General features: G+C 63.7%; 24 protein-coding genes. 6 read left to right on the top strand and 18 right to left on the bottom strand.

The window, feature by feature from the left end:
- Window positions 1–140: 140 nt before the first annotated feature.
- From cydC to ABIE52_RS28100, 5 genes are all read right to left on the bottom strand, one after another.
- Entirely contained in the window at window positions 141–1,829 is a 1,689-nt protein-coding gene (gene cydC / locus ABIE52_RS28120; protein WP_192712243.1) for a thiol reductant ABC exporter subunit CydC, read from the bottom strand.
- Window positions 1,819–3,507 carry a thiol reductant ABC exporter subunit CydD gene (cydD, locus tag ABIE52_RS28115; RefSeq protein ID WP_192712242.1) on the bottom strand — a complete coding sequence of 563 codons (1,689 nt, stop codon included), beginning with the start codon at window positions 3,505–3,507 and terminating at the stop codon, window positions 1,819–1,821. The genes cydC and cydD overlap by 11 nt, the downstream gene beginning before the upstream one ends.
- Window positions 3,508–3,565: 58 nt before the next feature.
- Window positions 3,566–4,609: a cytochrome d ubiquinol oxidase subunit II gene (cydB, locus tag ABIE52_RS28110; RefSeq protein WP_003939727.1), complete on the bottom strand. Its 1,044-nt coding sequence runs from the start codon at window positions 4,607–4,609 to the stop codon at window positions 3,566–3,568.
- Window positions 4,610–4,618: 9 nt separating this feature from the next.
- A complete protein-coding gene (locus tag ABIE52_RS28105) occupies window positions 4,619–6,118 on the bottom strand; it encodes a cytochrome ubiquinol oxidase subunit I (protein ID WP_007733830.1) in 1,500 nt (499 codons plus the stop codon).
- A gap of 154 nt (window positions 6,119–6,272) precedes the next feature.
- On the bottom strand, window positions 6,273–7,136 hold the full coding sequence (locus ABIE52_RS28100; protein ID WP_007733829.1) for an aminodeoxychorismate lyase: 864 nt from the start codon (window positions 7,134–7,136) through the stop codon (window positions 6,273–6,275).
- A 79-nt stretch (window positions 7,137–7,215) separates the two neighbouring features.
- On the opposite strand from ABIE52_RS28100, the gene ygfZ reads away from it, so the two are divergent.
- The 4 genes from ygfZ to ABIE52_RS28080 all read left to right on the top strand — a co-directional run bounded on the left by ygfZ (window position 7,216) and on the right by ABIE52_RS28080 (window position 10,358).
- Window positions 7,216–8,337 carry a CAF17-like 4Fe-4S cluster assembly/insertion protein YgfZ gene (gene ygfZ / locus ABIE52_RS28095; protein WP_192712241.1) on the top strand — a complete coding sequence of 374 codons (1,122 nt, stop codon included), beginning with the start codon at window positions 7,216–7,218 and terminating at the stop codon, window positions 8,335–8,337.
- Window positions 8,334–9,002 carry an MOSC domain-containing protein gene (locus ABIE52_RS28090; RefSeq protein WP_166502591.1) on the top strand — a complete coding sequence of 223 codons (669 nt, stop codon included), beginning with the start codon at window positions 8,334–8,336 and terminating at the stop codon, window positions 9,000–9,002. Before ygfZ ends, ABIE52_RS28090 begins: the two co-directional genes overlap by 4 nt.
- Window positions 8,999–9,952 (top strand): asparaginase, encoded by a 954-nt coding sequence (locus tag ABIE52_RS28085; protein WP_003940365.1) that lies wholly within the window; start codon window positions 8,999–9,001, stop codon window positions 9,950–9,952. The genes ABIE52_RS28090 and ABIE52_RS28085 overlap by 4 nt, the downstream gene beginning before the upstream one ends.
- Window positions 9,953–10,154: 202 nt before the next feature.
- Window positions 10,155–10,358 (top strand): DUF3073 domain-containing protein, encoded by a 204-nt coding sequence (locus ABIE52_RS28080; RefSeq protein WP_003940337.1) that lies wholly within the window; start codon window positions 10,155–10,157, stop codon window positions 10,356–10,358.
- Between the two features lie 150 nt (window positions 10,359–10,508).
- Here ABIE52_RS28080 and purM read toward each other — a convergent pair whose 3' ends face one another.
- The 9 genes from purM to purL all read right to left on the bottom strand — a co-directional run bounded on the left by purM (window position 10,509) and on the right by purL (window position 20,856).
- Window positions 10,509–11,588, bottom strand: coding sequence for a phosphoribosylformylglycinamidine cyclo-ligase (gene purM / locus ABIE52_RS28075; protein WP_003940225.1), 1,080 nt, complete (start codon window positions 11,586–11,588; stop codon window positions 10,509–10,511).
- Window positions 11,589–11,795: 207 nt separating this feature from the next.
- The gene (locus ABIE52_RS28070; RefSeq protein ID WP_003939813.1) at window positions 11,796–12,542 is read right to left on the bottom strand and encodes an AIM24 family protein; all 747 of its coding nucleotides are present in this window, start codon (window positions 12,540–12,542) and stop codon (window positions 11,796–11,798) included.
- A gap of 13 nt (window positions 12,543–12,555) precedes the next feature.
- Window positions 12,556–13,233, bottom strand: coding sequence for an AIM24 family protein (locus ABIE52_RS28065; protein WP_003939918.1), 678 nt, complete (start codon window positions 13,231–13,233; stop codon window positions 12,556–12,558).
- Between the two features lie 3 nt (window positions 13,234–13,236).
- Entirely contained in the window at window positions 13,237–13,845 is a 609-nt protein-coding gene (locus tag ABIE52_RS28060) for an AIM24 family protein (RefSeq protein ID WP_192712355.1), read from the bottom strand.
- A 144-nt stretch (window positions 13,846–13,989) separates the two neighbouring features.
- Entirely contained in the window at window positions 13,990–15,567 is a 1,578-nt protein-coding gene (gene purF, locus ABIE52_RS28055) for an amidophosphoribosyltransferase (protein ID WP_003940541.1), read from the bottom strand.
- A gap of 170 nt (window positions 15,568–15,737) precedes the next feature.
- Window positions 15,738–16,127: a sterol carrier family protein gene (locus ABIE52_RS28050; protein WP_007733822.1), complete on the bottom strand. Its 390-nt coding sequence runs from the start codon at window positions 16,125–16,127 to the stop codon at window positions 15,738–15,740.
- Window positions 16,127–16,783 carry a CPBP family intramembrane glutamic endopeptidase gene (locus ABIE52_RS28045; protein WP_007733821.1) on the bottom strand — a complete coding sequence of 219 codons (657 nt, stop codon included), beginning with the start codon at window positions 16,781–16,783 and terminating at the stop codon, window positions 16,127–16,129. Before ABIE52_RS28045 ends, ABIE52_RS28050 begins: the two co-directional genes overlap by 1 nt.
- Window positions 16,780–18,564, bottom strand: coding sequence for an alpha/beta hydrolase (locus ABIE52_RS28040; RefSeq protein WP_042922291.1), 1,785 nt, complete (start codon window positions 18,562–18,564; stop codon window positions 16,780–16,782). The genes ABIE52_RS28045 and ABIE52_RS28040 overlap by 4 nt, the downstream gene beginning before the upstream one ends.
- 3 nt (window positions 18,565–18,567) lie before the next feature.
- On the bottom strand, window positions 18,568–20,856 hold the full coding sequence (gene purL / locus ABIE52_RS28035) for a phosphoribosylformylglycinamidine synthase subunit PurL (RefSeq protein WP_003940379.1): 2,289 nt from the start codon (window positions 20,854–20,856) through the stop codon (window positions 18,568–18,570).
- Between the two features lie 250 nt (window positions 20,857–21,106).
- Here purL and ABIE52_RS28030 point away from each other — a divergent pair, with 250 nt between their 5' ends.
- Entirely contained in the window at window positions 21,107–22,084 is a 978-nt protein-coding gene (locus ABIE52_RS28030) for a Dyp-type peroxidase (RefSeq protein WP_192712240.1), read from the top strand.
- Between the two features lie 27 nt (window positions 22,085–22,111).
- Here the strand turns inward: ABIE52_RS28030 and ABIE52_RS28025 are convergent, their stop codons facing one another.
- Together ABIE52_RS28025 and ABIE52_RS28020 are read right to left on the bottom strand one after the other, a co-directional pair.
- Window positions 22,112–23,431 carry a M18 family aminopeptidase gene (locus ABIE52_RS28025; RefSeq protein WP_050654786.1) on the bottom strand — a complete coding sequence of 440 codons (1,320 nt, stop codon included), beginning with the start codon at window positions 23,429–23,431 and terminating at the stop codon, window positions 22,112–22,114.
- A gap of 73 nt (window positions 23,432–23,504) precedes the next feature.
- Entirely contained in the window at window positions 23,505–23,858 is a 354-nt protein-coding gene (locus ABIE52_RS28020; RefSeq protein ID WP_192712239.1) for a VOC family protein, read from the bottom strand.
- Between the two features lie 67 nt (window positions 23,859–23,925).
- Here ABIE52_RS28020 and ABIE52_RS28015 point away from each other — a divergent pair, with 67 nt between their 5' ends.
- Window positions 23,926–24,531: a hypothetical protein gene (locus ABIE52_RS28015; RefSeq protein WP_192712238.1), complete on the top strand. Its 606-nt coding sequence runs from the start codon at window positions 23,926–23,928 to the stop codon at window positions 24,529–24,531.
- A gap of 12 nt (window positions 24,532–24,543) precedes the next feature.
- Here the strand turns inward: ABIE52_RS28015 and ABIE52_RS28010 are convergent, their stop codons facing one another.
- Together ABIE52_RS28010 and ABIE52_RS28005 are read right to left on the bottom strand one after the other, a co-directional pair.
- Window positions 24,544–25,140: a CatB-related O-acetyltransferase gene (locus ABIE52_RS28010; protein ID WP_037125853.1), complete on the bottom strand. Its 597-nt coding sequence runs from the start codon at window positions 25,138–25,140 to the stop codon at window positions 24,544–24,546.
- Between the two features lie 156 nt (window positions 25,141–25,296).
- On the bottom strand, window positions 25,297–26,526 hold the full coding sequence (locus ABIE52_RS28005) for an acyl-CoA dehydrogenase family protein (RefSeq protein ID WP_007733810.1): 1,230 nt from the start codon (window positions 26,524–26,526) through the stop codon (window positions 25,297–25,299).
- Window positions 26,527–26,589 lie beyond the last annotated feature (63 nt).

Raw genomic sequence — 26,589 nt, 5'->3', positions numbered from 1 at the left:
TGCCTGGGATTCGCCGGCCGCTCACGCGGTAAGTGAATTCCATCAGCGATTGCGGCTAGCTGGCAGCCACCTCACGCGTCCGTCTGTACTTCAATTTCAGACCACCTCCTTCCTTGTGTACAGGAGAAAGTACGCCCACTTCACGATGACGGCAACGTATTTTCCACAGAAACTTTTCCGACGCATATCACCTGGTCAGCTGCTGTGCCGTCCGGAAGTTGGTGGGTGACGACAACAACGGTTCGCGAAGAATCGACCAGCGTTGCGTCGCGACTGAGCAACTCGCGGAGCAACTGATCGCCCGCCTCCGCGTCCATGTGCTCGGTCGGCTCGTCGAGCAGCAGCACCTCCGCGGGCGAGACGATCGCGCGCGCCAACAGCAACCGACGACGCTCACCGCCCGAAACCGCTCGCGTGCCGCCGACCAGGTAGGTGTCGAGCCCGTCCGGCAGTTCCGACAGCCAGTCGCCGAGACCGACTGCGGCAAGTGCCTTCTCCGCGTCCTCGGCGGTGAGGTCACCCCGCGCGACGCGCAGGTTCTCGAGGACCGACGTCTCGAAGAGGTGTGCGTCTTCGGCGAAGTACCCGACGTGCCTGCGCAGTTCGGCCGGATCGACTTCCGAAACATCCACTCCGCCAACGCGCACTGTTCCCGCGATAGGCGGCAGCAGTCCCGCCATCGTCATCAGCGCGGTGGTCTTTCCGGATCCGCTCTCGCCGACGACGGCAACACGAGCACCGCGAGGAAGATCCACCGACAGCGGTTCGGTCACCTTTCCCCCGGGCCAACCCGCCCGCAACGCGTGCACACTCAGGACCCCGTCCTCCGGCCACGCACGATTTCCTTCAACGTGTTCGGCGTCGGCTCGATCGAGTACCGCCATGATGCGTGCCGACGCCAGCCGCGCCTTGGTCAACGCAACTGCCGCGCTGGGCAGTATCGCGGTTCCCTCGAAAGCCGACAGCGGAAGCAGTACAAGGATTCCCATGGACATCGGTGACATGTCGGTGGTTCCGTACAGCGTAATTCCGATCAACAGGGCACCGAGGACGCTCACGCCGATTGCCAGGGGCGTCGCCGCGGCGGCAAAGGCACTCGGTACCGCCGCGCGATCGGTTGCATCGACCACCTCGTTCTCGGCGGACACAGCCTCGCTCACCGCCTGATCCAAGCGACCCGATACCCGGAGCTCGGCGGAATGGTCGAGGGCGGTCACCGCGGACTCACTGAATCGCGCTGCGGCAGCGGAACTGTCGGCCTCGGCGAGACGAGCAGCACGAGCCGAAAGCCAGGGTGCCGCGATCCCGGACACCGCCAGCGCAACAGCCAGGATGAGCGCGGCCGGAACCGAGATGAACAACAGGATTCCCACCGCAGCAAACGCGAGGACAATCGAGACCGCAATCGGGATCAGTGCTTTGACGACGACGTCGCCCAGTGCATCCACGTCGGCGCCCGTACGTGAGAGCAGGTCACCGCGTCGTAGTCCGGCTGCTGCCGCGGGATCTCCTGCGGCCAACTGCTGGTAGATCCTCGATCGCGCCGCGGTGGTTCCGCGCAACGCGACGTCGTGCGTCGTCAATCGTTCGAGATAGCGGAAGACACCACGTGAGATTCCCAATGCGCGTACGGCAACTACCGCAACACTGAGATCGAGAACGGGGGGCATCTCCCAAGCACGCGTGATCAACCATGCGGACAGCGCGGCCAAGGCGAGTGCGCTACCGAGTGTTGCCACACCCGCCGCTACCGCCGTCAGTACGCGTCGTGGCCGAAGTTCCAGTAGCCGCAGAGCACGCAGAAGCGGATCGTGAGCGTCACTTCTCATGAGCGCGCACCTCGACGATCCGGTCAGCTGCGGCAAGCACACTCGGACGGTGGCCGATCACGACAACGGTGTCGCCACGCTCCGCCCGTGCTCTCAGAGAAGCCAACACTGTCCCTTCCGAATCCGAGTCGAGGTGAGCGGTGGGTTCGTCCAGGACAAGAACTACGCGGTCCGAGGCAAGCACGCGTGTCAGTGCCAGCCGTTGCCGCTGCCCCAAAGACAGACCTGTACCGCCGACGCCGATCACGGTCTCGACGCCCGCAGGCAGCTCGGCCAGTACCGCGTCGAATCCCGTCGCAGCAGCGGCGCGAGCCAATGCTTGCGCATCGACGACCCCGGTGAGATCGAGATTTTCACGAACGGTGCCGGGCAGGAGGACCGGATGTTGCGGTAGCCAGGCCAACTGACTCCACCACGCGTGCTCGTCCAGGTCTCGGACATCGACGCCGGCGACCGTCACGCGCCCACTGCTCGGTTCGATCAACCCGAGCAGCGCGTGCACTGCCGTCGACTTGCCGCAGCCGTTGGGACCGGTGAGCACGGTGATCGCCCCTGGCGATGCCACGGCGGAAAGTCGAGACGGTGCGACTCCCCCACGAGAGGTCACGCCGAGTCCGTCGAAGACGATGTCGGCACCGCGAGCGACCACCGTCGTGCTACCACCCTCCGGTGCGGCAGAATCCGCCTCGATAACCTCGAATGCCTTGTCGGCTGCCGCCATTCCGTCCTCGGCGGCGTGGAACTGGGTTCCCACCATCCGAAGTGGCAGGTACACCTCGGGGGCGAGGATCAACGCGACTATCCCCGGCTCGAGTGACATGTCGCCGTACACCAGTCGCAAGCCGATACTCACGGCCACCAACGCGACGCAGAGCGTTGCGAGCAGTTCCAGCACCATCGAGGACAGGAACGCGACGCGGAGAGCTGACATCGTCGTTCGCCGATGAGCGTCACCGAGTTCACGGACGCGCTCGGCAGGACCTTGCTGACGACCGAGCGCCCGCAGCGTCGGCAAACCGGCAAGGAGATCGAGCAGTTGCGAAGACAACGTGGTCATCGCTGCCAGCGTCTTCTCCGACTTACCCTTTGTCAGCAGGCCGATCAGAATCATGAAGATGGGGATCAGCGGCAGCGTCACGAAGATGATGACCGCAGACGTCATGTCCTGCACCGCAATGACTATCAGGGTGATGGGTGTCAGCGTCACCGACAAGACCAGGGCCGGAAGGTATCCCGTCAGGTACGGACCAAGGCCGTCGACACCTCGGGTGACCACGGTCGCGATCTCGTCACGCCGCGGATCCAGATCGCGAGGACTCATCGCCGTCGCCGACGTCAGCACGCCGTTCTTGATCTCGGCAACGACGCGAGTCGACGCCCGGTGCGCATACCTGGTCTGCAGCCAGGTCCCCAGAACTCGGACCGCCACAGCTGCGGCGAGAACAACCAATTCGGTTGTCCACGAGGAAACATCCACAGTTCGAGTGGTGATCACTCCGGCCAGCACCCGGCCGATCATGAGCGCCGCGACGATGACCATCACGACGTTCACCATCGACAGAGCAACAGTCAGGATCAGATAGCCGCGCGCAGAAGCGGAATGTCGCCACAGCCGCGGGTCGATCGGCCCCCGGCGACGCTCCCGAGTGGTGGGAGCGTCGCCTACTTCGATAGTCACGTGAATTCGACCGTCAGTTCTTTCGTGATTCGAATGTTTCGTGATTCAAGGTTGGTGACTACCACGTCTTCTCCTTGAATCGCAGACCGATCGACGCCGGAATCTGCTTGGAGGAGATGCGCTGTCGGAACACCCAGTACGTCCAACCCTGGTAGATGATCACCACCGGCGTCATGAATGCCGCGGCCCACGTCATCACCTTGAGCGTGTACGGACTCGACGACGCGTTCTCGATGGTCAGGCTGTACGCCGGATCCAGCGTCGACGGCATGACGTTCGGGAACAGCGAGGCGAACAGCAGCACGACGGTGGCGATGACGGCCACACAGGTGAGAACGAAGGCCCAGCCTTCGCGCTCGGCCCGCGTCAGGAAGACGACGCCGATCAGTGCCGCAGCAGCGGCAGCTACCAGAATCCACGTCCATCCCTTGCCGTAGGCGAGTTGCGTCCACAGAACGAATCCGCCGGCAACAGGAATAGCTGGAATTGCCAGTCGTGCAGCAATTTTCACGGCATCTTCACGAACCTCGTCGGCACTCTTGAGTGCCAGGAACACTGCACCGTGGAGAGCGAACACCAGCGCGGTGGTCAGACCGCCGAGCAGCGCGTACGGATTGAGCAGATCGAAGAATCCCGACTCGACCTGCTTGTCTGCGTTGATCGCCACGCCCCGAACGATGTTCGCGAAAGCCACGCCCCAGAGAACTGCCGGGACCCAGGAGCCGAAGATGATGCCCCAGTCGCAACGCTGACGCCATTTGTCGTCGTCGATCTTGCTTCGCCATTCGATGGCACAGATACGAACGATCAAGGCCACCAGGATGATCAGCAGCGGTAGATAGAACCCGGAGAACAACGTCGCGTACCACTCCGGGAATGCCGCGAACATCGCGCCACCGGCGGTGATCAGCCACACTTCGTTGCCGTCCCACACCGGGCCGATCGTGTTGAGCGCTACCCGTCGACGCGTATCGGCCGGGAGGTCACTGCCTCTGCCGACGATCGGCATGAGCATTCCGACACCGAAGTCGAACCCTTCGAGGACGAAGTAACCGATGAACAGTACTGCGACGAGCACGAACCATACTTCTTGAAGTCCCATGATCGCCTCCTAGTACGCGAACGACAGTTGTTTGGGCTTGTCCGGATCTTCCGGCTCATCATGATCTGTATCGCCCGGCGGATGCATGTCGTGCTCCAACGGGCCTTCCTTCGCGTACCGCACGATCAGCTTGAACCAGACGACTCCCAGCGCTCCGTACAGCAGGGTGAAGGTGATCAGCGAAGCCCAGACGGTAGCCGACGCGTGGTCCGAAACACCTTGGTCGACAGTCAGTCTGATCATGTCGACGCCGGTCGGGTTGGGATGCACCACCCAGGGCTGACGGCCCATCTCGGTGAAGATCCAACCGGCGCTGTTCGCCATGAACGGAGTGGGGATCGCGACCAGGCTGAGTATTCCGAACCACTTCTGGTCCGGGACCCGCCCCTTACGAGTGACCCACAGTCCCGCGAGAGCCAGTGCTGCCGAACCGGCGGCGAGGCCGATCATGGCGCGGAAAGACCAGTACGTGACAAAGAGATTCGGTCGGTAGTTACCCGGTCCGAAGTCCTGCTCCGCCTGCTCCTGCAGTTGGTTCACGCCTTGCAGTTCGACGCCGGTGAACTTGCCCTCGGCCAACCATGGAAGAACGAACGGCACCTTCAGAACGTGCGTCACGCTGTCACAGTTGTTGTGAGTGCCGATAGTGAGGATCGAGAAGTCCGGATCCATCTCGGTGTCGCACAGCGATTCCGCCGACGCCATCTTCATGGGTTGCTGCTGGAACATGAGCTTGCCTTGGACATCACCGGTATAGATGATGCCGATTCCGGCCACGATCATGACGAGCAACGCGAATCGTGTTGCCGGGCGGTACATCGTCCGTGCGTCGGCTTCGAGGCGCTCGGCTTCGGCGGCCTCAGCCTGCTTGGCGCGGCGCATGTTCCGCACCATCCACCAACCACTGATGCCGGCGACGAACGTCGCCGCCGTCAGGAAGGCGCCGGCAACCGCGTGCGGGAAGGCAGCGAGAGCGGTGTTGTTGGTCAGCAGCTCCCAGATACTGGTGAGCTCGGCACGACCCGTTTCAGGGTTGTACGTCGCACCGACCGGATGCTGCATGAACGAGTTGGCCGCGATGATGAAGAATGCCGACGCGTTGACGCCGATCGCCACGAGCCAAATGCACGCCAGGTGTACAAGTTTGGGCAGCCTGCCCCAACCGAAGATCCAGAGTCCGATGAAGACGGACTCCATGAAGAAGGCGACGAGGCCTTCCAATGCGAGCGGAGCTCCGAAGACGTCACCGACGAATCGCGAGTACTCGCTCCAGTTCATGCCGAACTGGAACTCCTGCACGATGCCGGTGGCTACACCGAGTGCGAAGTTGATGAGGAAAAGCTTGCCGAAGAACTTGGTGAGCCGATACCAGTGGTCCTTTTTGGTGACCACCCACATCGTCTGCATGATCGCGATCATCGGCGCAAGTCCGATGGTCAGCGGAACAAGGATGAAGTGGTAGACGGTAGTGATACCGAACTGCCACCTGGAGACGTCCAAAGTATCCATTGGCTACTCCGAGAGTAGGGCCCTGGGACAGGCTTCGGGGTTCGAGACGCGGGCAGTCGCTCGGCCCCTGCGGACACGGTACTGCTGTCCGGTTTGGACCGCAGGACTTTGCTACTACCAAATGTAGTAGAGACCTGTCGCGATTCCTATTCGCCTATCGCCCTGCTGAATCCGAATCAATTGCACGTTCAACCAATTCCGCGAATTCCCCGGAGACCTTCGGCTCTGGCAATGTGAGCCCGTCGAGTGTATGGACGCGTGCGGCCAGCGTGACGCTCGAAACCATCCACACTCCGTCGGCCGCAATCAAATCCGCAGGTCGGAGGGTTTCGTATCGGCAATCGAAGCGAGCACTGCCGGCAACGTCGAACAGGGCGCGCTGCGTAGTGCCCATCAAAATGCCCTGTGCGGGAGGCGGTGTGATCAAAGTCCTGTCCCGAACGATCACCACCGTCGAGCGTGGCCCCTCCAACACATTGCCCTCGGAACTGACGAAGATCACATCGTCAGCACCCAAATTCGCCGCATATCGAAGCGCTGCCATGTTGGTTGCGTACGACAACGTCTTCGCGCCCAGTAGCTGCCAGGGTGCCCGGGCAGAGAGATCGACAGAGAAACCTCGCTCGAGAGTCATCACCGACAACCCCGATTCGCGGACCTGTCTGACCCGATCGGCCACCGGACCGACCATCACGAAGGCTGTCGGCTTGTCGCCGCTCTCACGGCCGCGGGTCAGAACGAGACGAAGAGCGCCTTCCTTCTCGGTCCCCCACTCCTCGGCAGCCATCTCGATCGCCAGACGCCAATCATCGAGAACGGGAGCGGGCAGGCCGAGTGCCCGTGCGCTCAGAACCAGTCGACTCAGGTGTCCCTCGACCACCCGGGCGCGGCCGTCGCGTACCAACAGCGTCTCGAAGACTCCGTCGCCGCGCACCACCGCCAGGTCGTCGGCGTGCAGAAACGGTGCGTCAGCATCGAGCACCTCATGGTCGAGAGTCACCAATACGCGATCAGGCATGCCATCAACCCTAACGATCCGCCAAGCCGCCGGGGCCGCCCTGTAACCGCGATCCCGCCCACACTCCTAGACTGGTCTCGTGGTCGACAACGCTCTTGTGCCCAACAGCCCACTTCTGACTTCCCCCGGCGCGGTCACCGCACCGGACGGTTCGTCCGACATCGGTGTCGCGTGGCACTACGGCGATCCCCTCGGCGAACAGCGAACCGCGCAGCGCGCAGCAGTGGTGGTCGACCGCAGTCACAGATTCGTGATCGCCATTCCCGGCGACGAACGCCTCACGTGGCTGCACACGATTTCGAGCCAGCACATCGCCGCGCTCCCCGACGGCAAGAGTGCCGAGAACTTGAGCCTGGACGTCAACGGACGCGTCGAGCACCACTTCGTGCAGACGGACCTGGCAGGTGTCACCTGGATCGACACCGAGGCCGACCGCGGACCCGACCTCCTCTCCTTCTTGAAGAAGATGGTGTTCTGGTCCAAGGCCGAGCCTCGAGACGGCAACGAGCTCGCGGTCCTGAGCCTGATCGGACCCGAAGCGTCAACTGTCCTCGCCGCACTCGAGGTGCAGACACCCACCGAGGCCTACGACGCTCTCGCCTTGGCCGACGGCGGATTTGTCCGCCGCATGCCGTGGCCCACCGAGAACTCTTTCGATCTCCTCGTCCCACGTGAGCAACTGGCAGCGTGGTGGACCAGGCTCACCGATGCCGGCGCGAAGCCCGCCGGAAGTTGGGCCTTCGAGGCACTGCGCGTCGAAGCGACGAGGCCACGCCTCGGACTGGACACCGACGAGCGGACGATCCCGCACGAGGTCCACTGGATCGGCGGGCCGGCCGAGCACGGCGCCGTCCACCTCGACAAGGGCTGCTACCGCGGTCAGGAAACCGTCGCCCGGGTTCACAATCTCGGCAAGCCGCCGCGCCATCTCGTCATGTTGCACCTCGACGGCAGCGCCGAAGCCGTCCCGGAACCGGGTGACCCGATCACGGCGGGCGGACGGGCCGTCGGACGCGTCGGGACCGTCGTCAATCATCACGAGCTCGGCCCCATCGCACTCGCCCTGATCAAGCGCAACATCCCGGTCGACACCGAACTGATGGCCGGCCCCAGCGCTGCGTCCATCGATCCGGATTCGATCGTCGCGGACGACGCACCCCAGGCCGGACGTGAGGCTGTCAACCGATTGCGCGGAAAGTGACGGGCATGGTCGACGCGGTCTGCGTCGTCCACACCGAACGTGACAGTGGCGTCAGGCGAGTCCCCCGTACCGCGATCGACAAGCGTCCCGTCGACGGCCGCGTCGCGGTCGGCCGACTCGGTCTGGGGGGCGACTACGTCTGCGACACCGAGTTCCACGGCGGCGCCTTCCAAGCTGTCTACGCGTATCAGCGCGAAGAAGCGCAGCGTTGGTCGGACGAATTGGGCCGACCTCTCGGCCCCGGATGGTTCGGCGAGAATCTCCACATCAGCGGGATGCTCGTCACGGACGCCGTGATCGGCGAGCGTTGGCACATCACCGGAGCCGAGGCGTCGGACGTTCTCGAACTCGAAGTGACCGCTCCCCGGGTCCCGTGTGGCACCTTCGGCATCTGGGCCGCGGAAAAGGGCTGGGTCAAAAGATTCACCGAGCGGACCGACGTCGGCGCCTACCTTCGCGTCAACCGGACCGGCACGATCGCCGCGGGCGATTCGGTCACCCGAGTCCACGTACCGGATCACGGAGTGACTGTTCGAGAGGTCTTCGCCGGAACGGACCCTGAGCGGCTTCGACGGCTACTCGCAGAACACACCGATCTTGCACCGAACGTCACCGCGCGTGTCCAGAGGTTCATCGAACAAGCAGAAGCGCAGGTGCACTCGTGAGTATCGAATTGGTGGAAGTGGTCCGCTCCGGATTCCGCGAATGCGTGCATCGCGGATCGGCCGTCATTCTCGGCGCCGACGGCGAGGTCGTTGTCGGACTCGGGGAAATTCACACACCCATCTACCCGCGCTCGGCGAACAAGCCGCTGCAAGCCGTCGCTGCGCTTCGTAACGGCTTTGCACCCACCAGCCCGGAAGAGCTGGCCGTCGCGTCGTCCTCACATGCGGGCGAGGCCGATCACATCGAACTGGTCGCAGCGCTTCTCGCTCGCTACCAACTCGGTGTCGACCAGTTGCAGTGCCCCTCCGATCTGCCAGGCAACGAACTGGCCCGAGCCGAACTGATCGCAGCGGGCGAGCTTCCCAGCCCGATCTACATGACCTGCTCGGGCAAGCACTCCGCGATGCTCGCCACGTGCGTCGTGAACGACTGGCCGCTCGAGACGTACATGGAGCCGACTCATCCCCTCCAACTCGCGATCCAGGAGACGATCTTCGATCTCAGCGGCGAGGAAGAGCAGGAACTCGGCATCGACGGTTGTGGTCTCCCGATCGTGCCGCTCTCGCTCACGAACCTGGCTCGGGCATTCGGACGCCTGCCCTCGGCTGAGCCCGACTCACCCGAACGAGCTGTGGCCGACGCGGTCCGCGAGAACCCCTTCCTCGTCTCGGGCACCGGCCGCAACGATCAGCGCCTGATGTCCGCAGTGCCGGGTCTGTTCTCCAAGACCGGATACGACGGCATCTACGCCGGAGCGCTTCCCGACGGTTCCGCTTTCGCCCTCAAGATCGACGACGGTCACGAGCGGGCGCTCCTGCCCTTGGCGGCAGCTCTGCTCAAGCGGATGAACACCGAGTGGACCGAGGAGTTGGCGGCTCTCGCATCCGCTCCGGTCTTCGGCGGCGACGCCCGAGTGGGGACGATTCGCGCAATTCCCGGAAACTTCTGAGCAGTTCTCACAAAGTTCTGACGAGTTCTTTCAGCATCCTGGCAGCTCGCGGCCATAGTGAGAGCAATCAGACACGGCGGTGAGGCCTTCGTGGAAGCGGAAGCGACTTTTCCACGCTAGAGTGTGTGTCAGGAAACTTACACACTCAAACGGGGCCGCCAAATTCCCCAGGCCGCCCCGCGAAAGCGCGAGGGGGTCAGCCATGGGCCGCGGCCGGGCTAAGGCAAAGCAGACCAAGGTTGCACGCGAATTGAAATACAGCGTACCGACCACGGATTTCGACAGCCTGCAAAGAGAGCTCGCAGGTGGATCGACCAACTCGCATCGGAGCAGTGTCCGATCGGACCAGACTTCCGATAGGGAAGGGCATGCGCGAGAGGACGACTACGACGACTGGCGGCGTTGACCGCGCACTGCCACCGCGCAGACTGTGAAATGAGGAAGAGCTGATCGCTCTTCCTCATTTTTGCGTTCCATTTTCCGCCTCGCGCCTGCTTGTACGGACACACAAAACTGCCCCACCGGATCTCTCCGATGGGGCAGTTGACGTTGCGATCTAGAAGCGCGGGTGGTCTCCGGCCAGGAACGCACGCTCTGCAGCGGCGTCCGACGCCTTCTTGACGCTACCGAGCGTCCAGCAGTCGATGTGGCGTGCGGTGAGGACGGCAAGTGCGCGGTCGACGTCCTCGGGTGCGACGACGGCGACCATGCCGACGCCCATGTTGAACGTCTGCTCCATCTCGGCGCGCTCGACGCGTCCGCGTTGCGCGATCATGGCGAAGACCGGAGCGGGGCTCCAGGTTCCGCGATCGAGTTCGGCGACCAAGCCCTTGGGCATGACGCGCGCGAGGTTGTTGGCGAGGCCGCCACCGGTGACGTGGCAGAACGTGCGCACGTCGGTCTCGGCAGCGAGTGCCAGGCAGTCCTTGGCGTAGATCTTGGTGGGCTCGAGCAGTTCCTCACCGAGCGTGCGGCCGAACTCGTCGACGTGTGCGCTCAGGTTCATGCGGTCGATCTCGAGCAGGACCTTGCGGGCCAGTGAGTAACCGTTGGAGTGCAGTCCCGAAGAACCCATCGCGATGACGACGTCGCCGGGGCGAACGCGATCCGGTCCGAGCAGCTTCTCGGCCTCCACGACACCGACGCCGGTGGCGGAGAGGTCGTAGTCACCGTCAGCCATGATGCCGGGGTGCTCGGCGGTCTCGCCACCGAGGAGAGCGCAACCGGCCTGGATGCAGCCCTCGGCGATGCCGCTGACCAATTCCGCGACGCGCTCGGGGATGACCCGGCCGACAGCGATGTAGTCCTGGAGGAACAGCGGCTCGGCGCCACAGACGACGAGGTCGTCGACAACCATGGCGACGAGGTCGAGTCCGACCGTGTCGTGCTTGTCCATCGCCTGCGCGACAGCGAGCTTGGTTCCGACGCCGTCGGTCGATGCGGCGAGCAACGGCTCCTTGTAGTCACCCTTGAGGGAGAACAAGCCGGCGAAACCACCGAGGCCACCCATGACCTCGGGGCGGCTGGCCTTCTTGGCCAGAGGGGCGAAGAGTTCCACCGCCCGGTCGCCTGCGGCGATATCGACTCCTGCTGCCGCGTAGGAGGCGCCTGCGGTGCGGTGACTGTCCTCGGTCATCGGGTTACTACTCCAGCCTTGTATTTCTCGCGAGCACGTATTGCTCGTGCACAGGTAAGTGGTCTTGCAATGTGAAGTGTTTGCAATCCTCGTGACGCGAGATGGATCGTTCGACTCGAGACCCAGAGCGCGCACACAAATACCGACGATTACGCCCATACGCTACCGGACCGGCCCCCTCGGTGAGACCTCGCGTACCCCGAGACGTCAGTTCTGCAGCCGCGCACCGATCGAGGCGTGCAGTGCGCGCAGACTGTTCTGCCCGAGTGCGACCGTCTCGGATTCGATGTGTTTGAGGAGGTGTCCGTCGTGGACGACCTTCTCGCTCGACTGGATCAGTACCGTCCCGGCTCCGGTGAAATCGAACTGGCGTTCTTCACCGGTGTTCGCGCCGAACATGCTTCCGCGAACCGCGCCCAGGAAGCTCTGCATCCAGTCGGCGTCGAAGTGGTGGGACGGCGACGGGCAGTCGGCCCAACCCACCAACGCCTGCGGGTCGATGCGCAGCGGCGGCTCCGCGAACATGACCGGGCCATTGGACGACGCCAGGAACTTGCCTGTCCCCAGTAGCGTCAAAAAGCCTGGGACGATGGACTGTTTGAGGTCCAGGCTCGTCTCGAAGGCGAGGAGATTGGCCGCGCGAATCGTGAGGTTGCCGTCGTCGAGGTCATAGGAATTGATGTTGAATCCGCGGTCCCCGAGGATCAACTTGCCCTGTCCCTGAGCGAGCACCCAGTCGTCCGCGTAGAGCGGCGAAGAGAACCTGGCCGCGACGATCGCCGTCATACTCGTGCGCCCGAGCGGCTCGAAGTTGATGTTTCCGTAGTACGCGATCATCGCGCCCTTGGACGTGAACCACGGCTGCCCGGCCATCTCGACGCAGAAGGCGTAGTCGTTGCCCGGGACGTTGTCGTTGGCGGGCAGAGTTGCCGGATTGTGAATTTCGATACCCATGCTCTGTGCCCTCTCAGAACTTCTGCTCGGACGCCTGGACCCAAACGGTGCCGGCGCCGGTCATCTTCAGCTGGATGGACTCCCCCGAGCCCTTGCCGACGGCCTCGCGCCAGCCGACGTTCGCGGAGATGTCGACGTTGATCTGACCGATGTGGCACACGTATGCCTGCGGGTCGACGACGACCTGAGGATTGTTCGGACCGACCTGCAACGGAATCGCGCCCCCGTGGGAGAGGACCGCGACGCTTCCCTGTCCGTGCAACTGCGTCGTGAACAGCCCTTGACCGGTCATGGCGCCGCGTACTGCTCCGCGCACACCGCCCTGCGACGTGAGAGCGACTATCGAACTCTGGAGGTAACCGTCGTGTGCGAGGAGTCGGTCGGCTTCGACCGTGAGCATCGACGAACCGTCGAGGTGGATGACCTCGACATACAAGCCGGCATGCCCGTAGAAAACCTCACCGTTTCCCTCGGCGGCCATCATGCGTGCGTGTTCGCCGGACATCATGCGGCCGGCCATCCCGGCGATACCGCCCATGTTCGGCATGGCGCCGGGCCCACCGCCCATGCTGTGCGGGATGAAGCGGACGTCACCGGTGTAGTAGAGCATCGACCCGGTGCGGGCAAGAACGTTCTGGCCCGGCGCGAGGGTCGACTTGACGACCTTGCTGTTCACCAATTCCAACGGCATGGTTCAGCGCTCCTCGGGCTGGATGTAGACGACTCCGGATCCGTCGAATCGCAGCGAGAACGCTTCACCGCTGCCACCGCCGATCGCGGAGCGCCAGGTGACGTCGGTGACGAAGCTCTGGTTGAGCTGGCCACGGTGAGCGACGAATGCGTCGGGATCGGCAACCAGCGGATACTGCGGGCTGACTTCGAGCGCGATGATCGGTCCGCCCTTCGACAGCACGGCCACCAGACCGGTGCCGCTGACGACAGTCGTGAACAATCCCTGTCCGGAACCTGCGCCGCGGAGGCCGGCAAATTTCACGTCGGTTCGCAGTTGTCCGACCAATGCGAGCAACTGTGACGCTTCCACGTGCAGAGCGTCGTTGTTGAGCTCGATGATCGTGATGTCCTGGGCATCGACCGCGAAATAGACGGTGCCTTGACCACTGACTTCCATCAGGGACAGTGATTCACCTGCCGCCTTCTGTTTCAGCGCGGCACGCAGCCCGCCACCACCGCCCATTCCGGCGTTCTTGAAGGCGATCGCACCCTCGTACGCCACCATCGAGCCGTTGATCGCTTTGATGGTGTCCCCCACCAGGTCTGCGACCAGGACCCGGTGCCCATCCATTCTCAGTTGCGCCACGGAGGGCACTATGCCAGATGCTCACGACGTATGCCGTGTCGTGGAACAGAAAGTCGTGAACAGAAAATCTGCCGCCCACATGCTGTGGACGGCAGATTCTCGGCTGTCGAATTTCAACGATTCTGATGTTCAGGGGCGGCTGAGCGCGCTCGCATTGTCGTTGTCGCGAGTGGCCGTCGAACCTGCGGTGCTCTCGAGCATCCCCTCGAGGACGTTCTTGCCGATCGACGTTTCCTTGGGAAGCGCGATCGGGTAGGTCCCGTCGAAGCACGCGGCGCACAGACGGCTGGCCGGCTGCTCGGTGGCGGCGATCATGCCCTCGGTGGAGATGTATCCGAGGGTGTCCGCTCCGATGGAACGACGCACACCGTCGAGCATCTCCTCGAACGTCGCATCCTGTCCGCCCGCGCCGTTGGCAATCAATTCGGCCGGTGAGGCGAAGTCGATGCCGTAGAAGCAGGGCCACTTGACCGGCGGCGAGGCGATACGGACGTGAATTTCAAGGGCGCCGGCTTCGCGGAGCATCCGGATGAGCGCACGCTGGGTGTTACCGCGGACGATCGAATCGTCCACCACCACAAGGCGCTTGCCGCGGATGACTTCCTTGAGTGGGTTGAGCTTGAGCCTGATACCGAGCTGACGGATCGTCTGCGACGGCTGGATGAAGGTACGGCCCACGTAGGCGTTCTTCATCAAACCCTGGCCGTAAGGAATGCCTGAGCCCTGTGCGTACCCGACTGCTGCGGGGGTGCCGGACTCGGGAACGGGGATGACCAGGTCACCTTCGGCGGGATGCTCGCTGGCGAGCAGACGGCCGATCTCGACGCGGGTCGAGTGGACCGAACGGCCACCGATGACGCTGTCGGGACGGGCAAGGTAGACGTACTCGAAGACACATCCCTTGGGCGTCGGATTCGCGAAACGTGAGGAGCGAACGCCGTCGGCGTCGATCGCAAGCAGCTCACCGGGTTCGATGTCGCGAACGAACGACGCACCGACGATGTCGAGGGCTGCCGTCTCGCTAGCGACTACCCAACCGCGGTCGAGTCGACCGAGGCAGAGCGGGCGGATGCCGTGCGGATCGCGCGCTGCGTACAGCGTGTGCTCGTCCATGAAGGTGAGGCAGAACGCGCCCTCCAACGTGGGAAGCAATTCCATTGCGGCCTGTTCGATGGTGCTGTCGCCGGCAGCGTGTGCCAGGAGACCACCGATGAGGTCGGAGTCGGAAGTCGCTGCGTTGGGGCGCTTGTCGTTGACCAGGCCGGCTGCACGGGTGCGGCTCGCGAGTTCAGCGGTGTTGACCAGGTTGCCGTTGTGGCCGAGCGCGATGCCGGTTCCGGCAGTGGTGGTACGGAAGATGGGCTGCGCGTTCTCCCACGTCGTGGAACCGGTGGTGGAGTAACGGCAATGTCCGACGGCGACGTGACCTGGCATCGCTGCGAGGGTCTGCTCGTCGAATACCTGGCTGACCAGGCCGAGATCCTTGAACACCAACACCTGGGAGCCGTCGGCTACCGCAATGCCGGCAGCTTCTTGACCACGGTGCTGAAGTGCGTACAGGCCGTAATAAGTGAGCTTCGCCACATCCTCTCCCGGCGCCCAGACGCCGAATACACCGCATTCTTCGCGGGGCTCGTTCTCGTCCTCGTCGGACGGGTTCGAAGCGAGGAGATTTGGACTGTTGACCGACAGATCGGCACGAGTCACCGGGCGCTCCCTTTGTGGGCAGGGGTTGGGGGGCATCCACAGTCTACGGCCATTTTGGGACTCACTTCCCCTGAGGGCTGCCTTGGCTCTCAGATCACGCCGAAGCGAACCGGATGGTCTCTCACTGTTACTGCGTCAACCACTCTGTTGCTGCGCCAACCCCTCTGTTGCTAGGTCAACCGCAGCAGTGGGAGCCAGTGCGCAATTTCGGGAGCGCGGCTACCTGAGGCGTCGACTCTTCCGTCACCTGAGGCCTCGGAGAACTCGAGCAATCCGGTGACCATCTGCAACCACGTCCGAGCGTCCGTCTCGACGACGTTGGGCGGGGTTCCGCGCGTGTGACGCGGACCTTCGATGCATTGCACCGCAACAAACGGTGGGACCCGCACCTCGACGCTCGATCCGGGGGCGATCTGTTCGAGAGTGCGCGCACTCATCTTCACTGCCGCACCGAGTTCACTGCGCGAAGGCTTCGGCAGTTCCGGATCTCGAAGCCACGGGCCGACGGCCAGGACGGCGGCACGAAATTCGGCGGGGTCGACGGCGCGGCGGGGCGGCATCAGTTCACTCCCTGTCTGCGAGTAGCGATACGAACGGCAAGTGCGCCACCGGCATTCGTGGCCAGGTGCAGCAGGGCGGGGGCAAGTACGCTGCCGCCACGGCGGTGCAGCCACTCGAACAGCAATGCCGAAGCGCCGGTGAACGCCACTGCTGCGGGAACGTTGTCGCCGGCACCGCGAGCGGGAGCGACGTGCCACAGCCCGAAGGTCAGTGCGTGAACAGCCTGCGCGGTCGGCCTGTTCAGTTCGCGGCTCCAGACGGCCGACATCGCGCTACGGAACAACAGTTCCTCGGAGAGCACCGTCCCGAACGGGATGTGCAGGATGATCCATTCGAGGAAGTCTTCGCGGCCGTCTGCTCGCTCGTCGGCAGCGAGAGTCGCGCGCAAGGACGGAACGGCCAAAGCGACGCTGTAGCCGGTAAGGACCGCCCCCGCCGCGGCTCCGCCGAACTGAGCACCACCACGAATGCCGGTGTGCGCCAAGCCGAGTTCCTCGCGGGTGTAACCACGTGCGAGTAGGACTCCGATGGCCGACAGACCGGCCGCGGTGTTGACCACGGCGCGGGCTCGGGGCGAAAGACCGAATGCCGGAAGCACGACGTTGCTCCAGGTGATCGCGGTAGCGGAGAGCGCGATCGAGGCGACTCCCCTCACTTCTCGGGGCCCTCTGATTTCACGGCGACAACCAATGCCGACCGCACTCGCTCGGTTTCTGCGGCCGTCCACCCCTCGGGCTGGGCAACGCTGATCCAGGCGTCCAGAACGGAGGTTCCGTAATTGTGACCATGGCCGTCCGGAACTCCCGCGGCGTTGCCGAGGTCGGCCGACACCTGCCAGAACGTCACGACCGGGAACCATTTCATCGACGGCGAGCGGTCGAAACCGGGCACTTCCTTGAGCCACTCGGGCCGATTGAACATGAGGTCGGGTGACCACCAAACCACTGGATCGGAAGGGTGCTGGACAAACAGAACCCGCGGCTGCGGCCACGTCATCCCGTCGGTCGGAATGTCTTCGGAGCGATCCGCGAACCGCACGCCGGCCAAGCCGTCCGCGTAGACAGGAGCTACTTCGGGAGTGCCTGGATCGCGCCTCTTCTCGATCGAACGCCACAACTGCGTCGCGTTCGGCGGGCCCACCCACAGAATTCCGTCGGCGGTATCGCGCGCCGCCTGCAGTGTGTCGAAGGCTCCGGCGCCGGCCATGACGCCGAGGCTCTCGCCGTAGACCATGAACTTCGGCCTGGTGGCTTCCGGTTCCTGGAGCCATCTTTCGTGTACCCGCTCGATCAACAGGCGTCCGGCAGCTTGCGCCTTCTCCTGGTCGGCGAGGAACGAGATCCAACTCGGCAAGTACGAGTACTGGCTGGCGACAAGAGCAGTGTCGCCGTCATGCACAAGTTCGATTGCCTGTGCCGCAGTGGGATTGACCCATCCCGTACCCGTCGTCGGAATGACCACGAGGACCTTGCGTTGGAAGGCGCCGGTTCGCTCCAGCTCCTTGATGACCAGATCCATGCGCTCTTCGGGATCTTCGGCGCTTTCAAGTCCGGCATATACGCGAATCGGATCCATCGCAGGCTTACCGGTTGCCGCTTCGAGTTCCTGCGCGTCGAGTCCGCGCGAGACGAAGTTTCGTCCCTCGAACCCCAATGTGTCCCAGGGAGCGGCTGATTCGGGGCTACCCGATTTCATCGGATCCTGCGGTTCGACGACGCCGTCGCGAGTGGTCGAGTTCTGCAGACTGAAGATCGAGTTGGTCGCTGCATAGATTCCGCGGACCAGGACGCCGTCGACCAGCATGAAGAACAGGACGGTGACAACCAGGACACCGACGCCATTGGCCACCGACCGTGACCAGTGGAACCGCCGCATCAGCTGTCGGGCAATCAGTTTCACCAGATCATGGAGGACCCGCCAGATCGAGATGAGCAGGCCACCGACGAGCAGGCTCAGTCCGAGGGTTCGGATGTAGCCGGAAGTGGTCGTGCCTTCGGCATCGGTCAGTGCCGCGATTTCACGTTGCCACCCGGCCGCGTAGACCAGCATGATGATCGCCGCGACGATGGACGCGACCGGAACGAAGACCTTGATCGCGGAAGGCACCGGCTCGGGCAGTGGCCACCACCGTCGCCCGCTGAGCAGGTATCGCTCGACAGCCCAACCGATCGCAGTACCGACGCCGTAGCCGATGGCCGAGTTGATTCCGCCGATCAGACCTTGGAAAAGCCAATCGCGCGGCAACAGCGAAGGGGTCAACGACCAGCAGAAGAAGAACGCGGCAAACGCGATGCCGGTGAAGTCGAGTTTGAGGAGCCCCCACGCCCACTCGGTGAAGCGGTTGTCGAGCTTCTCGAGGGGTGCGGGAACAGCCAGCCGCAGGTGGTGTTCCTGCGGCTGGCTGTCAGAAGAAGTCAGTTCTCCGGAATCGACCATCTATCACCCGAACAGTGCGGGCAGCGTTCCCTCGAAGGCCTCACGGAGCTTGGCCATCGTGACGGAGAAGTGTCCCTGGACCTCGACGGAGTCGCTGCCCTCGTCGACGACCCCGATACGCGTCCACGGCAAGCCGCGGGCGGTGCACATACCGGTGAAACGAGTCTCCTCGGTACGCGGAACTGCAACGAGGACGCGTCCCGACGATTCCGAGAACAGGGTCACGAACGGATCTGCGCCCTCGGGAATCAGGATGCGGCAACCGGTTTCGCCGGCCAGCGCGGCTTCGACGACAGCCTGGGCCAGTCCACCCTCGGAGAGGTCGTGGGCTGCGGTGACGAGACCGTCACGCGAAGAGGCGAGCAGAATGTCGGCGAGCAGTTGCTCACGGGCGAGGTCGACCTTCGGCGGCACGCCACCGAGGTGACCGTGCTCGACCTGCGACCAGATGGAGCCGTCGAACTCGTCGTGGGTGTCGCCGAGCAGGATCAGCGTCTCGCCGGGCTCGAGTCCGAGGCCCGTCGGGATGCGGCGGTGAACGTCGTCGATCACACCGAGGACGGCAACCACCGGCGTCGGCAGGATTGCCGTGGATCCGGTCTGGTTGTAGAAGCTGACGTTGCCGCCGGTGACGGGGATGCCGAGGGTGGCGCAGCCGTCGGCAAGGCCGCGAACGGCCTGCTGGAACTGCCACATGACACCCGGGTCCTCGGGAGAACCGAAGTTCAGGCAGTTGGAGACGGCCTTGGGCGTTGCGCCCGTGACTGCCACGTTGCGGAAAGCCTCGGCCAACGCGAGCTGCGCACCGGTGTACGGGTCGAGCGCGGTGTAGCGGCCCGAAGCGTCGGTGGACAGTGCGATTCCGCGTCCGGTCTTCTCGTCGATGCGGATGACACCGCCGTCGGCGTTCTCGGCCAGGACGGTGTTTCCGCGGACGTAGCGGTCGTACTGCTCGGTGATCCACTTGCGGCTGCACAGGGCAGGCGAGGCGATCATCTTCAGCAGGGTCGCTTCGAGCTCGGCGTCGGTTTCGGGACGCTTCAGTCCGGCGGTCGTATTCGCGATCAAGGCATCCTGCGTTGCCGGACGCTCGACGGGGCGGTGGTAAACCGGACCCTCGTGCGCGACGGTGCGCGGGGGAACGTCGACGACGGTCTCGCCGTGCCAGGAGATGGTGAGGTGCTCACCGTCGGTGACCTCGCCGATGTCGGTGGCCAGGACGTCCCACTTCTTGCAGACCTCCATGAACGCATCGACGTTCTCGGGCGTGACCACGGCGCACATGCGCTCCTGCGATTCGCTCGAGAGCACCTCGGCCGGGGTCATTCCGGTGGCGCGCATCGGAACCTTCTCGAGGTTGATGTGCATGCCGCCGTCGCCGGCCGCGGCCAGCTCGGAGGTGGCGCAGGACAGCCCGGCGCCGCCGAGGTCCTGGATGCCGACGACGAGGCCGGCCTTGTAAAGGTCGAGACAGCACTCGATGAGCACCTTCTCGGTGAACGGGTCGCCGACCTGAACCGCGGGCAGCTTCTTACGTCCGCCGGTGTCTCCACCCTCGTCGTCGAACGTCGCCGACGCGAGGACCGAGACGCCGCCGATTCCGTCGAGACCGGTGCGAGCACCGAACAGAATGATCTTGTTGCCCGCGCCCGAAGCGAAGGCCAGATGCAGATCCTCGACGCGCATGACTCCGGCAGCGAGGGCGTTGACCAGCGGGTTACCTGCATAGGACTCGTCGAAGACCGTCTCGCCGCCGATGTTCGGCAGGCCGAGGGAGTTTCCGTATCCACCGACACCACGCACGACACCGTCGACGACGCGACGGGTATCGGGGGCGTCAGCAGCACCGAACCGAAGCTGATCCATGACGGCGATCGGACGAGCACCCATGGCCATGATGTCGCGGACGATGCCGCCGACACCGGTCGCCGCACCCTGGTAAGGCTCGACGTACGACGGGTGGTTGTGGCTCTCGACCTTGAACGTGACTGCCCAGCCGTCACCGATGTCGACGACGCCGGCGTTCTCACCGATACCGGCCAGCATGTTGGCGCGCATCTCGTCGGTGGTGGTCTTGCCGAAGTATCCGAGGTGGACCTTCGAGGACTTGTACGAGCAGTGCTCGCTCCACATCACCGAGTACATCGCCAGTTCGGCGTCCGTGGGACGGCGGCCCAGGATCTCCTTGATGCGTGCGTATTCGTCGTCCTTGAGACCGAGCTCCTTGAACGGCTGAGCGGCATCGGGATCAGCCGATGCGTGCGTGACGGTATCGACCTGGTGAGCAGACACTGGAGAGTGGTCCCTTCCCTACGGGAGTCAAGAGGCAAGCCGGCGCGGAGCGGGACACCACGAATGTGCCCAACGAAAGAACGTGCCGGGGGACAGTCTATCGGTGTGGGCCGACGACTTCCGCAGACGGCAGCACCCGCAACACCTCCGGGCCTGCGAAGTATCGCCCGTCACACCCGCCCCGGTTGGGTGATCCGGTCGGTTTTCCTAAAGTCAGGGCCGGCCCACTCTCTCCCTCGAAAGGCCTCGCATGCCCCAGGATGTTCGTCAGTCCGACCTCACGGCACAGTCCCAGTCGGTGACCACTCCCCTCACTCCGGCTGCGATTTTCCTGGTCGCGACCGTGAATCCGGGTGGCGAGAACACCACACGAGAACTACTCGCCGACGTCGCCGGCCTGCAGCGCGCCGTGGGGCTGCGCGTCCCCGGATCAGGTTTGGATGTGGTGACAAGCATCGGTTCGTCGGTTTGGGATCGACTGTTCGCCGGTCCGCGCCCCGCGCTACTGCACCCGTTCACCGCTTTGCAGGGCGACGTTCACTCGGCGCCGTCGACTCCCGGCGATCTGCTCTTCCACATCCGCGCGATGAGCATGGATGCGTGTTTCGAGGTGGCTCGGCAGATCACGAAGCGACTGCACGGCGCAGCCACGGTGGTCGACGAGGTTCACGGCTTCCAGTACTTCGAGAACCGCGACCTCATCGGCTTCGTCGACGGCACCGAGAATCCGGTGGGCCGCGACGCCGTCGCCGCCGTGACTGTCGGAGACGAAGATCCTGCGTTCACCGGAGGAAGCTACGTCCATATCCAGCGCTACATCCACAAGATGCGGGACTGGGAAGCAATCACCGTCGACGAGCAGGAACGTGTGATCGGACGCAGCAAGCTCGAAGACATCGAGATGACGTTTGAAGTGAAGCCGGCCAACTCGCACGTAGCCCTCAACGCGATCAAGGACGAGAACGGCAAGGCCCTCGAGATCTTGCGTGCCAACATGCCGTACGGGCGCCTCGGCGACGACGAGATCGGCACCTTTTTCATCGGCTACTGCCGCACGCCGGCGATCACCGAACGGATGCTCGAGAACATGTTTCTCGGCAACCCTCGCGGCAATTACGACCGTCTGCTCGATTTCTCGACGGCCGTGACGGGCTCGATGTTCTTCACTCCGAGCGCCGACTTCTTCGAGGATCTACCGGCTACACCCGCTGGGCTCTCTGCCCGTTAACTGCCCGCTCCCCCAGCTACCCGCCCTCTAACTACGCGGCGTGAGGAACGCACCGAGCGCGTCGGCATACATGCGGACATCTGCCGCGCCCATCAGCTCGCGGGCAGAGTGCATCGCGAGCTGAGGCGCGCCGACGTCGACGGTGGACAGTCCGGTGCGTGATGCCGTGATCGGTCCGATGGTGGAGCCGCACGGCAAATCGGCGCGGTGGACGTAGCGCTGCATCGGCACTCCCGCCTGATCGCACGCGAGCGCGAATTCGCCGGCACCGGCCGCATCGGTGGCGTAGCGCAGATTCTGGTTCACCTTGAGTACCGGCCCACCGTTGATCTCGATCCGATGAGCGGGCTCGTGGCGGTCCGGGTAATTGGGGTGCGTCGCGTGTGCCATGTCGCCCGACGCGCATACCGAGCCGGCCATCGCCTGCAGGAATTCTTCGCGGCCACCACCGCGTCCCAACACGATCCGCTCGAGCACGGTGTTCAGCAGGTCCGAGAAAGCTCCGCGATCGGACATGCTGCCGACCTCTTCATGATCGAAGAGTGCAAGCACTGGGACCTGCTGACCGGGCGACTCGACTGCGGCCAGAAGTGCTTGTGTCCCTGCATAACACGTGCCCTGATTGTCGAGCCTGGGGGCGCTGACCAATTCCTTGTCCACCCCCACGACTGCGCTGGGCGCAAGGTCGTGTGTCATCAATTCCCAGCCGAGAACCGACGACGCGGCTACACCCGCACGCTCGGCGACAAAGCCGATGAAAGACTTGGGCTTCGAACCCACGCCCCAGATTCCGTTGACGTGCCTCTGCGGATCCAGCGTCACACCCTTGCGATCTTCGGACAGGTGGATAGCCAGCTGCGGAACACGAAGAATCGGGTCGTCGATGCGAACCAGCTTCTGCTCCACAGTGTTTCCCACCCGGACACTCAATCGTCCGGAGATACCGAGATCGCGGTCGAGCCAGGAGTTCAGCCACGCACCGCCATACGGTTCGAGGCCCACCATCTGCCACCCGGCCGAAGTGAGGTCGGGATGCTGTTTGACCCGCAGGTTGGGGCTGTCGGTATGACCTCCGACAATCCGGAACGGAGCGGCGTTTCCCACGCCCTCGGTGCTCCAGGCGATCAGCGAACCGCCTCGCACGAGGAAGTACCGTCCGGGCTCGGCTGGCCACGACTGCGTTTCGTGGACTTCGACGAACCCGCCGGCCGTCAGCTCGGTCGCCACCGTCGCGCACACATGGAACGGCGACGGTGACGAATCGACGAAGCTGCACAAGCCGTCTGCGTCGGCCCCGGTCAGAGAAGCCGCCCCGGCCCGAGCCGCCCGAGAAGTCTGAGAAGTCATGCCTCTCATCATGCCCGAACAGGTGTCCGGGATATCAGTGGCCACGAATCAGGTGAGCACAGAATCGGTTAGCTCAGGCGTGAGGACCGGATACGCAGAACTGATTCCCATCAGGATCGAGGAGCGTCACCCAGCGGAAACCGTCCATGTTCTCGCGGTGGTGCTCGGTTGCTCCGACCTCGACGAGCCGCGCCACCTCGGCGTCGAGATCCGGACTCCCCAAATCGAGATGGATGCGATTCTTGCCGGCGGTGGGGTCCGGGACCTTCTGGAATGCGAAGTTGGTGGCGCTGTCAGGGACCGCGACGATGTAGAACCAACCGTCGTTCTCCTCGACGATGTTTCCGCCCAACTGCGCCGCCCACCACGTTGCGAGCGGACCGGGATCGAGACTGTCGAAGGTGATCATGCCGAGTGTGAGAGTCATGCGCACACGCTAATGGAAGCCACCGACAAAGACTCTCGATCTCGGGCTGAGATGAGACGATCGTCGAATGCGACTCACAACGCTGCGCGACCGTGTTGCAGAACCACTCTTCGCAGTTTTCATCGCGACCGGCTTGCTCCTGAGCATCCTCGGAGTGCTCGCCTGGCGATTTGCCACGCCATCCACGCGAACAGAACATGTCGGAATCCAACCCCCACCACCGCCGCCGATGGAGGACGGCAAGACCGGATACATGTGGGTGATCGACGGCTACAGCTACTCTGACGCACCACATTGGTTCCCCGCAACTGCGTGGTTTCTGACAGTCGGAACCGCTGTCGCCGTTGCCGTCTCGGCGATACTGAACGCGACGGGATGGCGGCTGGCCCGTGACACACGCGGTAGAAAATTTGCTCTTCCGCTTGCACTTTCAGCTTTCGGCACAGCCTACGGAGTCGCGGTCGCCGTTGTCGGACGAATCTGGCCGCCCACCTTCTATTCGGTGGTCCTTCCCGAACCTCGTGACCCGCAGAAGCCCTACCCCGAATCGGCCATCATCCACTTCGACCTCGAGCCGAACCTGATCACCTTCACCGCAACAGGTCTTGCCGTCGGCCTTCTCGCGGCCGCCCTGCTTTATGTCCGGAACTACTCGCTCACTCGATCGAACTAGCAGATCGGTAGATCACTCGACCGCTTCGAGTTCCGCGACACTCCCGTCCGAGATCACCCGGACGTGGCGGGTGATCTTCTCGATCGGCCAGTCCCACCACGCAATTCGCACCAACTTCTCGATGTCTTCGGCACTGAAGCGGCGCTTGATCTCCGTTGCCGGGTTGCCGCCGACAATTGCGTAGTCCGGGACGTCGCGCGTTACGACGGCGCCAGTGGACACGATCGACCCGTGACCGATCCGGACACCGGGCATGACTGTCACGTTCCCGCCGAACCACACGTCGTTCCCGACGACGGTGTCACCGCGTGACGGCAGATCCTGCACCAAATCCATGTGCCTGGCCCAATCACCGCCCATGATCGGAAACGGGTAGGTGGAGACACCGTTCATACGATGGTTCGCGCCGTTCATGATGAAGGTGACACCGGTGGCCAGGGCGCAGAACTTGCCGATCACCAGTTTGTCGGGACCGTAGTGATGCAACACGTTTCGAGTCTCGAACTCTTCGGCGAACTCCGGATCGTCGTAGTAGGTGTACTCCCCTACCTCGATCAACGGGTTGTCGATCAACGGCCTCAGCAACACCACTCGCGGTTGCCCGGCCATCGGATGAACATTTGTGGGATCCGGCGCAGTGAAATCTGACGCAATGGGATCTGACGCGTTCACTGCTTACTCCGATCCGTCGGCGCGGTGTCGCCGACCGCAGCAAGACTATCTGGTTCCTGCTGCGATCGACCGACAAGCGAAAACGTACCGGTGTCAGCCCAGGAGACCCTTGGCGATATGGGTGACCTGAATTTCGTTGCTGCCCGCATAGATCATGAGCGACTTGGCATCACGCGCCAACTGCTCGACTCGGTACTCGGCCATGTAGCCGTTTCCACCGAACAGCTGCACGGCTTCCATCGCGACCTCGGTCGCTGCGCGCGAGGAGTACAGCTTCATCGCCGACGCCTCCGCCAGGCTCACTTTGTCTCCGGCTGCGGTGCGCTCGATCGCATTGAAGACCATGTTCTGCACGTTGATTCGAGCGACCTCCATCTCGGCGAGCTTGAGCTGGATGAGCTGGAACTGCCCGATCTCACGTCCCCACAGTTTGCGGGACTTCGCGTATTCGATGCTCAGACGGTGGCATTCGTTGATGATGCCCAGTGAGAGCGACGCGATGCCGATGCGTTCGGCGGCGAAGCTCTCCTTGGCGCTGGATTTGCCGTCCGACTTTCCGCTGTCCTCGGTCTCGCCGAGCAGACGGTCCTTGGTGATGCGGACGTTGTCGAAGAACAGCTCACCTGTGGGTGAGGAGTTCATGCCCATCTTCTTGAACGGCGGGCTCTGGGTGAGACCCTCCATGCCCTTGTCGAGGATGAAGGCGAGCACCTTGCGATCGCGACGATCAACCGACGCATCGCCCTCGTCGAGCTTTGCGTACACGATCATCACGTCGGCGTACGGACCGTTGGTGATGAAGGTCTTGTTGCCGTTGAGAATGTAGTCGTCGCCGTCGCGGCGTACGTAGGACTTCATGCCGCCGAAGGCATCCGAGCCGGAGTCCGGTTCGGTGATCGCCCAGGCGCCGACGGTCTCGAATGTCACCAGGCCGGGGAGCCAGCGTTCCTTCTGCGCGAGTGTGCCGCGGCTGCGGATAGTTCCGGCGGCCAATCCGAGGCTGACACCCAACGATGCGACCAGGCCGAGGCTGACTCCGGCCAATTCGCTGTTGAGCACGACGCCCATGCTGCCGGCGCCGCTGAAGGCGCTCGACTTCTCACCGTCACCGGAGGGCGCATCGCCGCGCTCGCGTGCCAGCGACTTCTCGAGGCCCTCGCGTGCCATGTCGGCCAGACCAAAGGTCGAGTACAGCTTGCGAATGATGTCGAACGGCGGCAGCGCACCGCTTTCGAGCTCGTCGACGTGAGGTCGCACCTCTTTGTCGATAAAGCCCCGCAAGGCGTCGCGGAACATCAGGTCGGTGTCGGACCACTCGTACATGTGCCTGAACTCCAGTCGGTGAACGATCGAGAGACTGCCGAACGACAGCCACACACCGAATAT

It is taken from the genome of Rhodococcus sp. OAS809 (assembly GCF_040546695.1).
Classification (GTDB): domain Bacteria; phylum Actinomycetota; class Actinomycetes; order Mycobacteriales; family Mycobacteriaceae; genus Rhodococcus_F; species Rhodococcus_F qingshengii.
The sequence above is the reverse complement of the archived record's forward strand: the minus strand, read 5'-3'. Positions and strand labels throughout refer to the sequence as shown.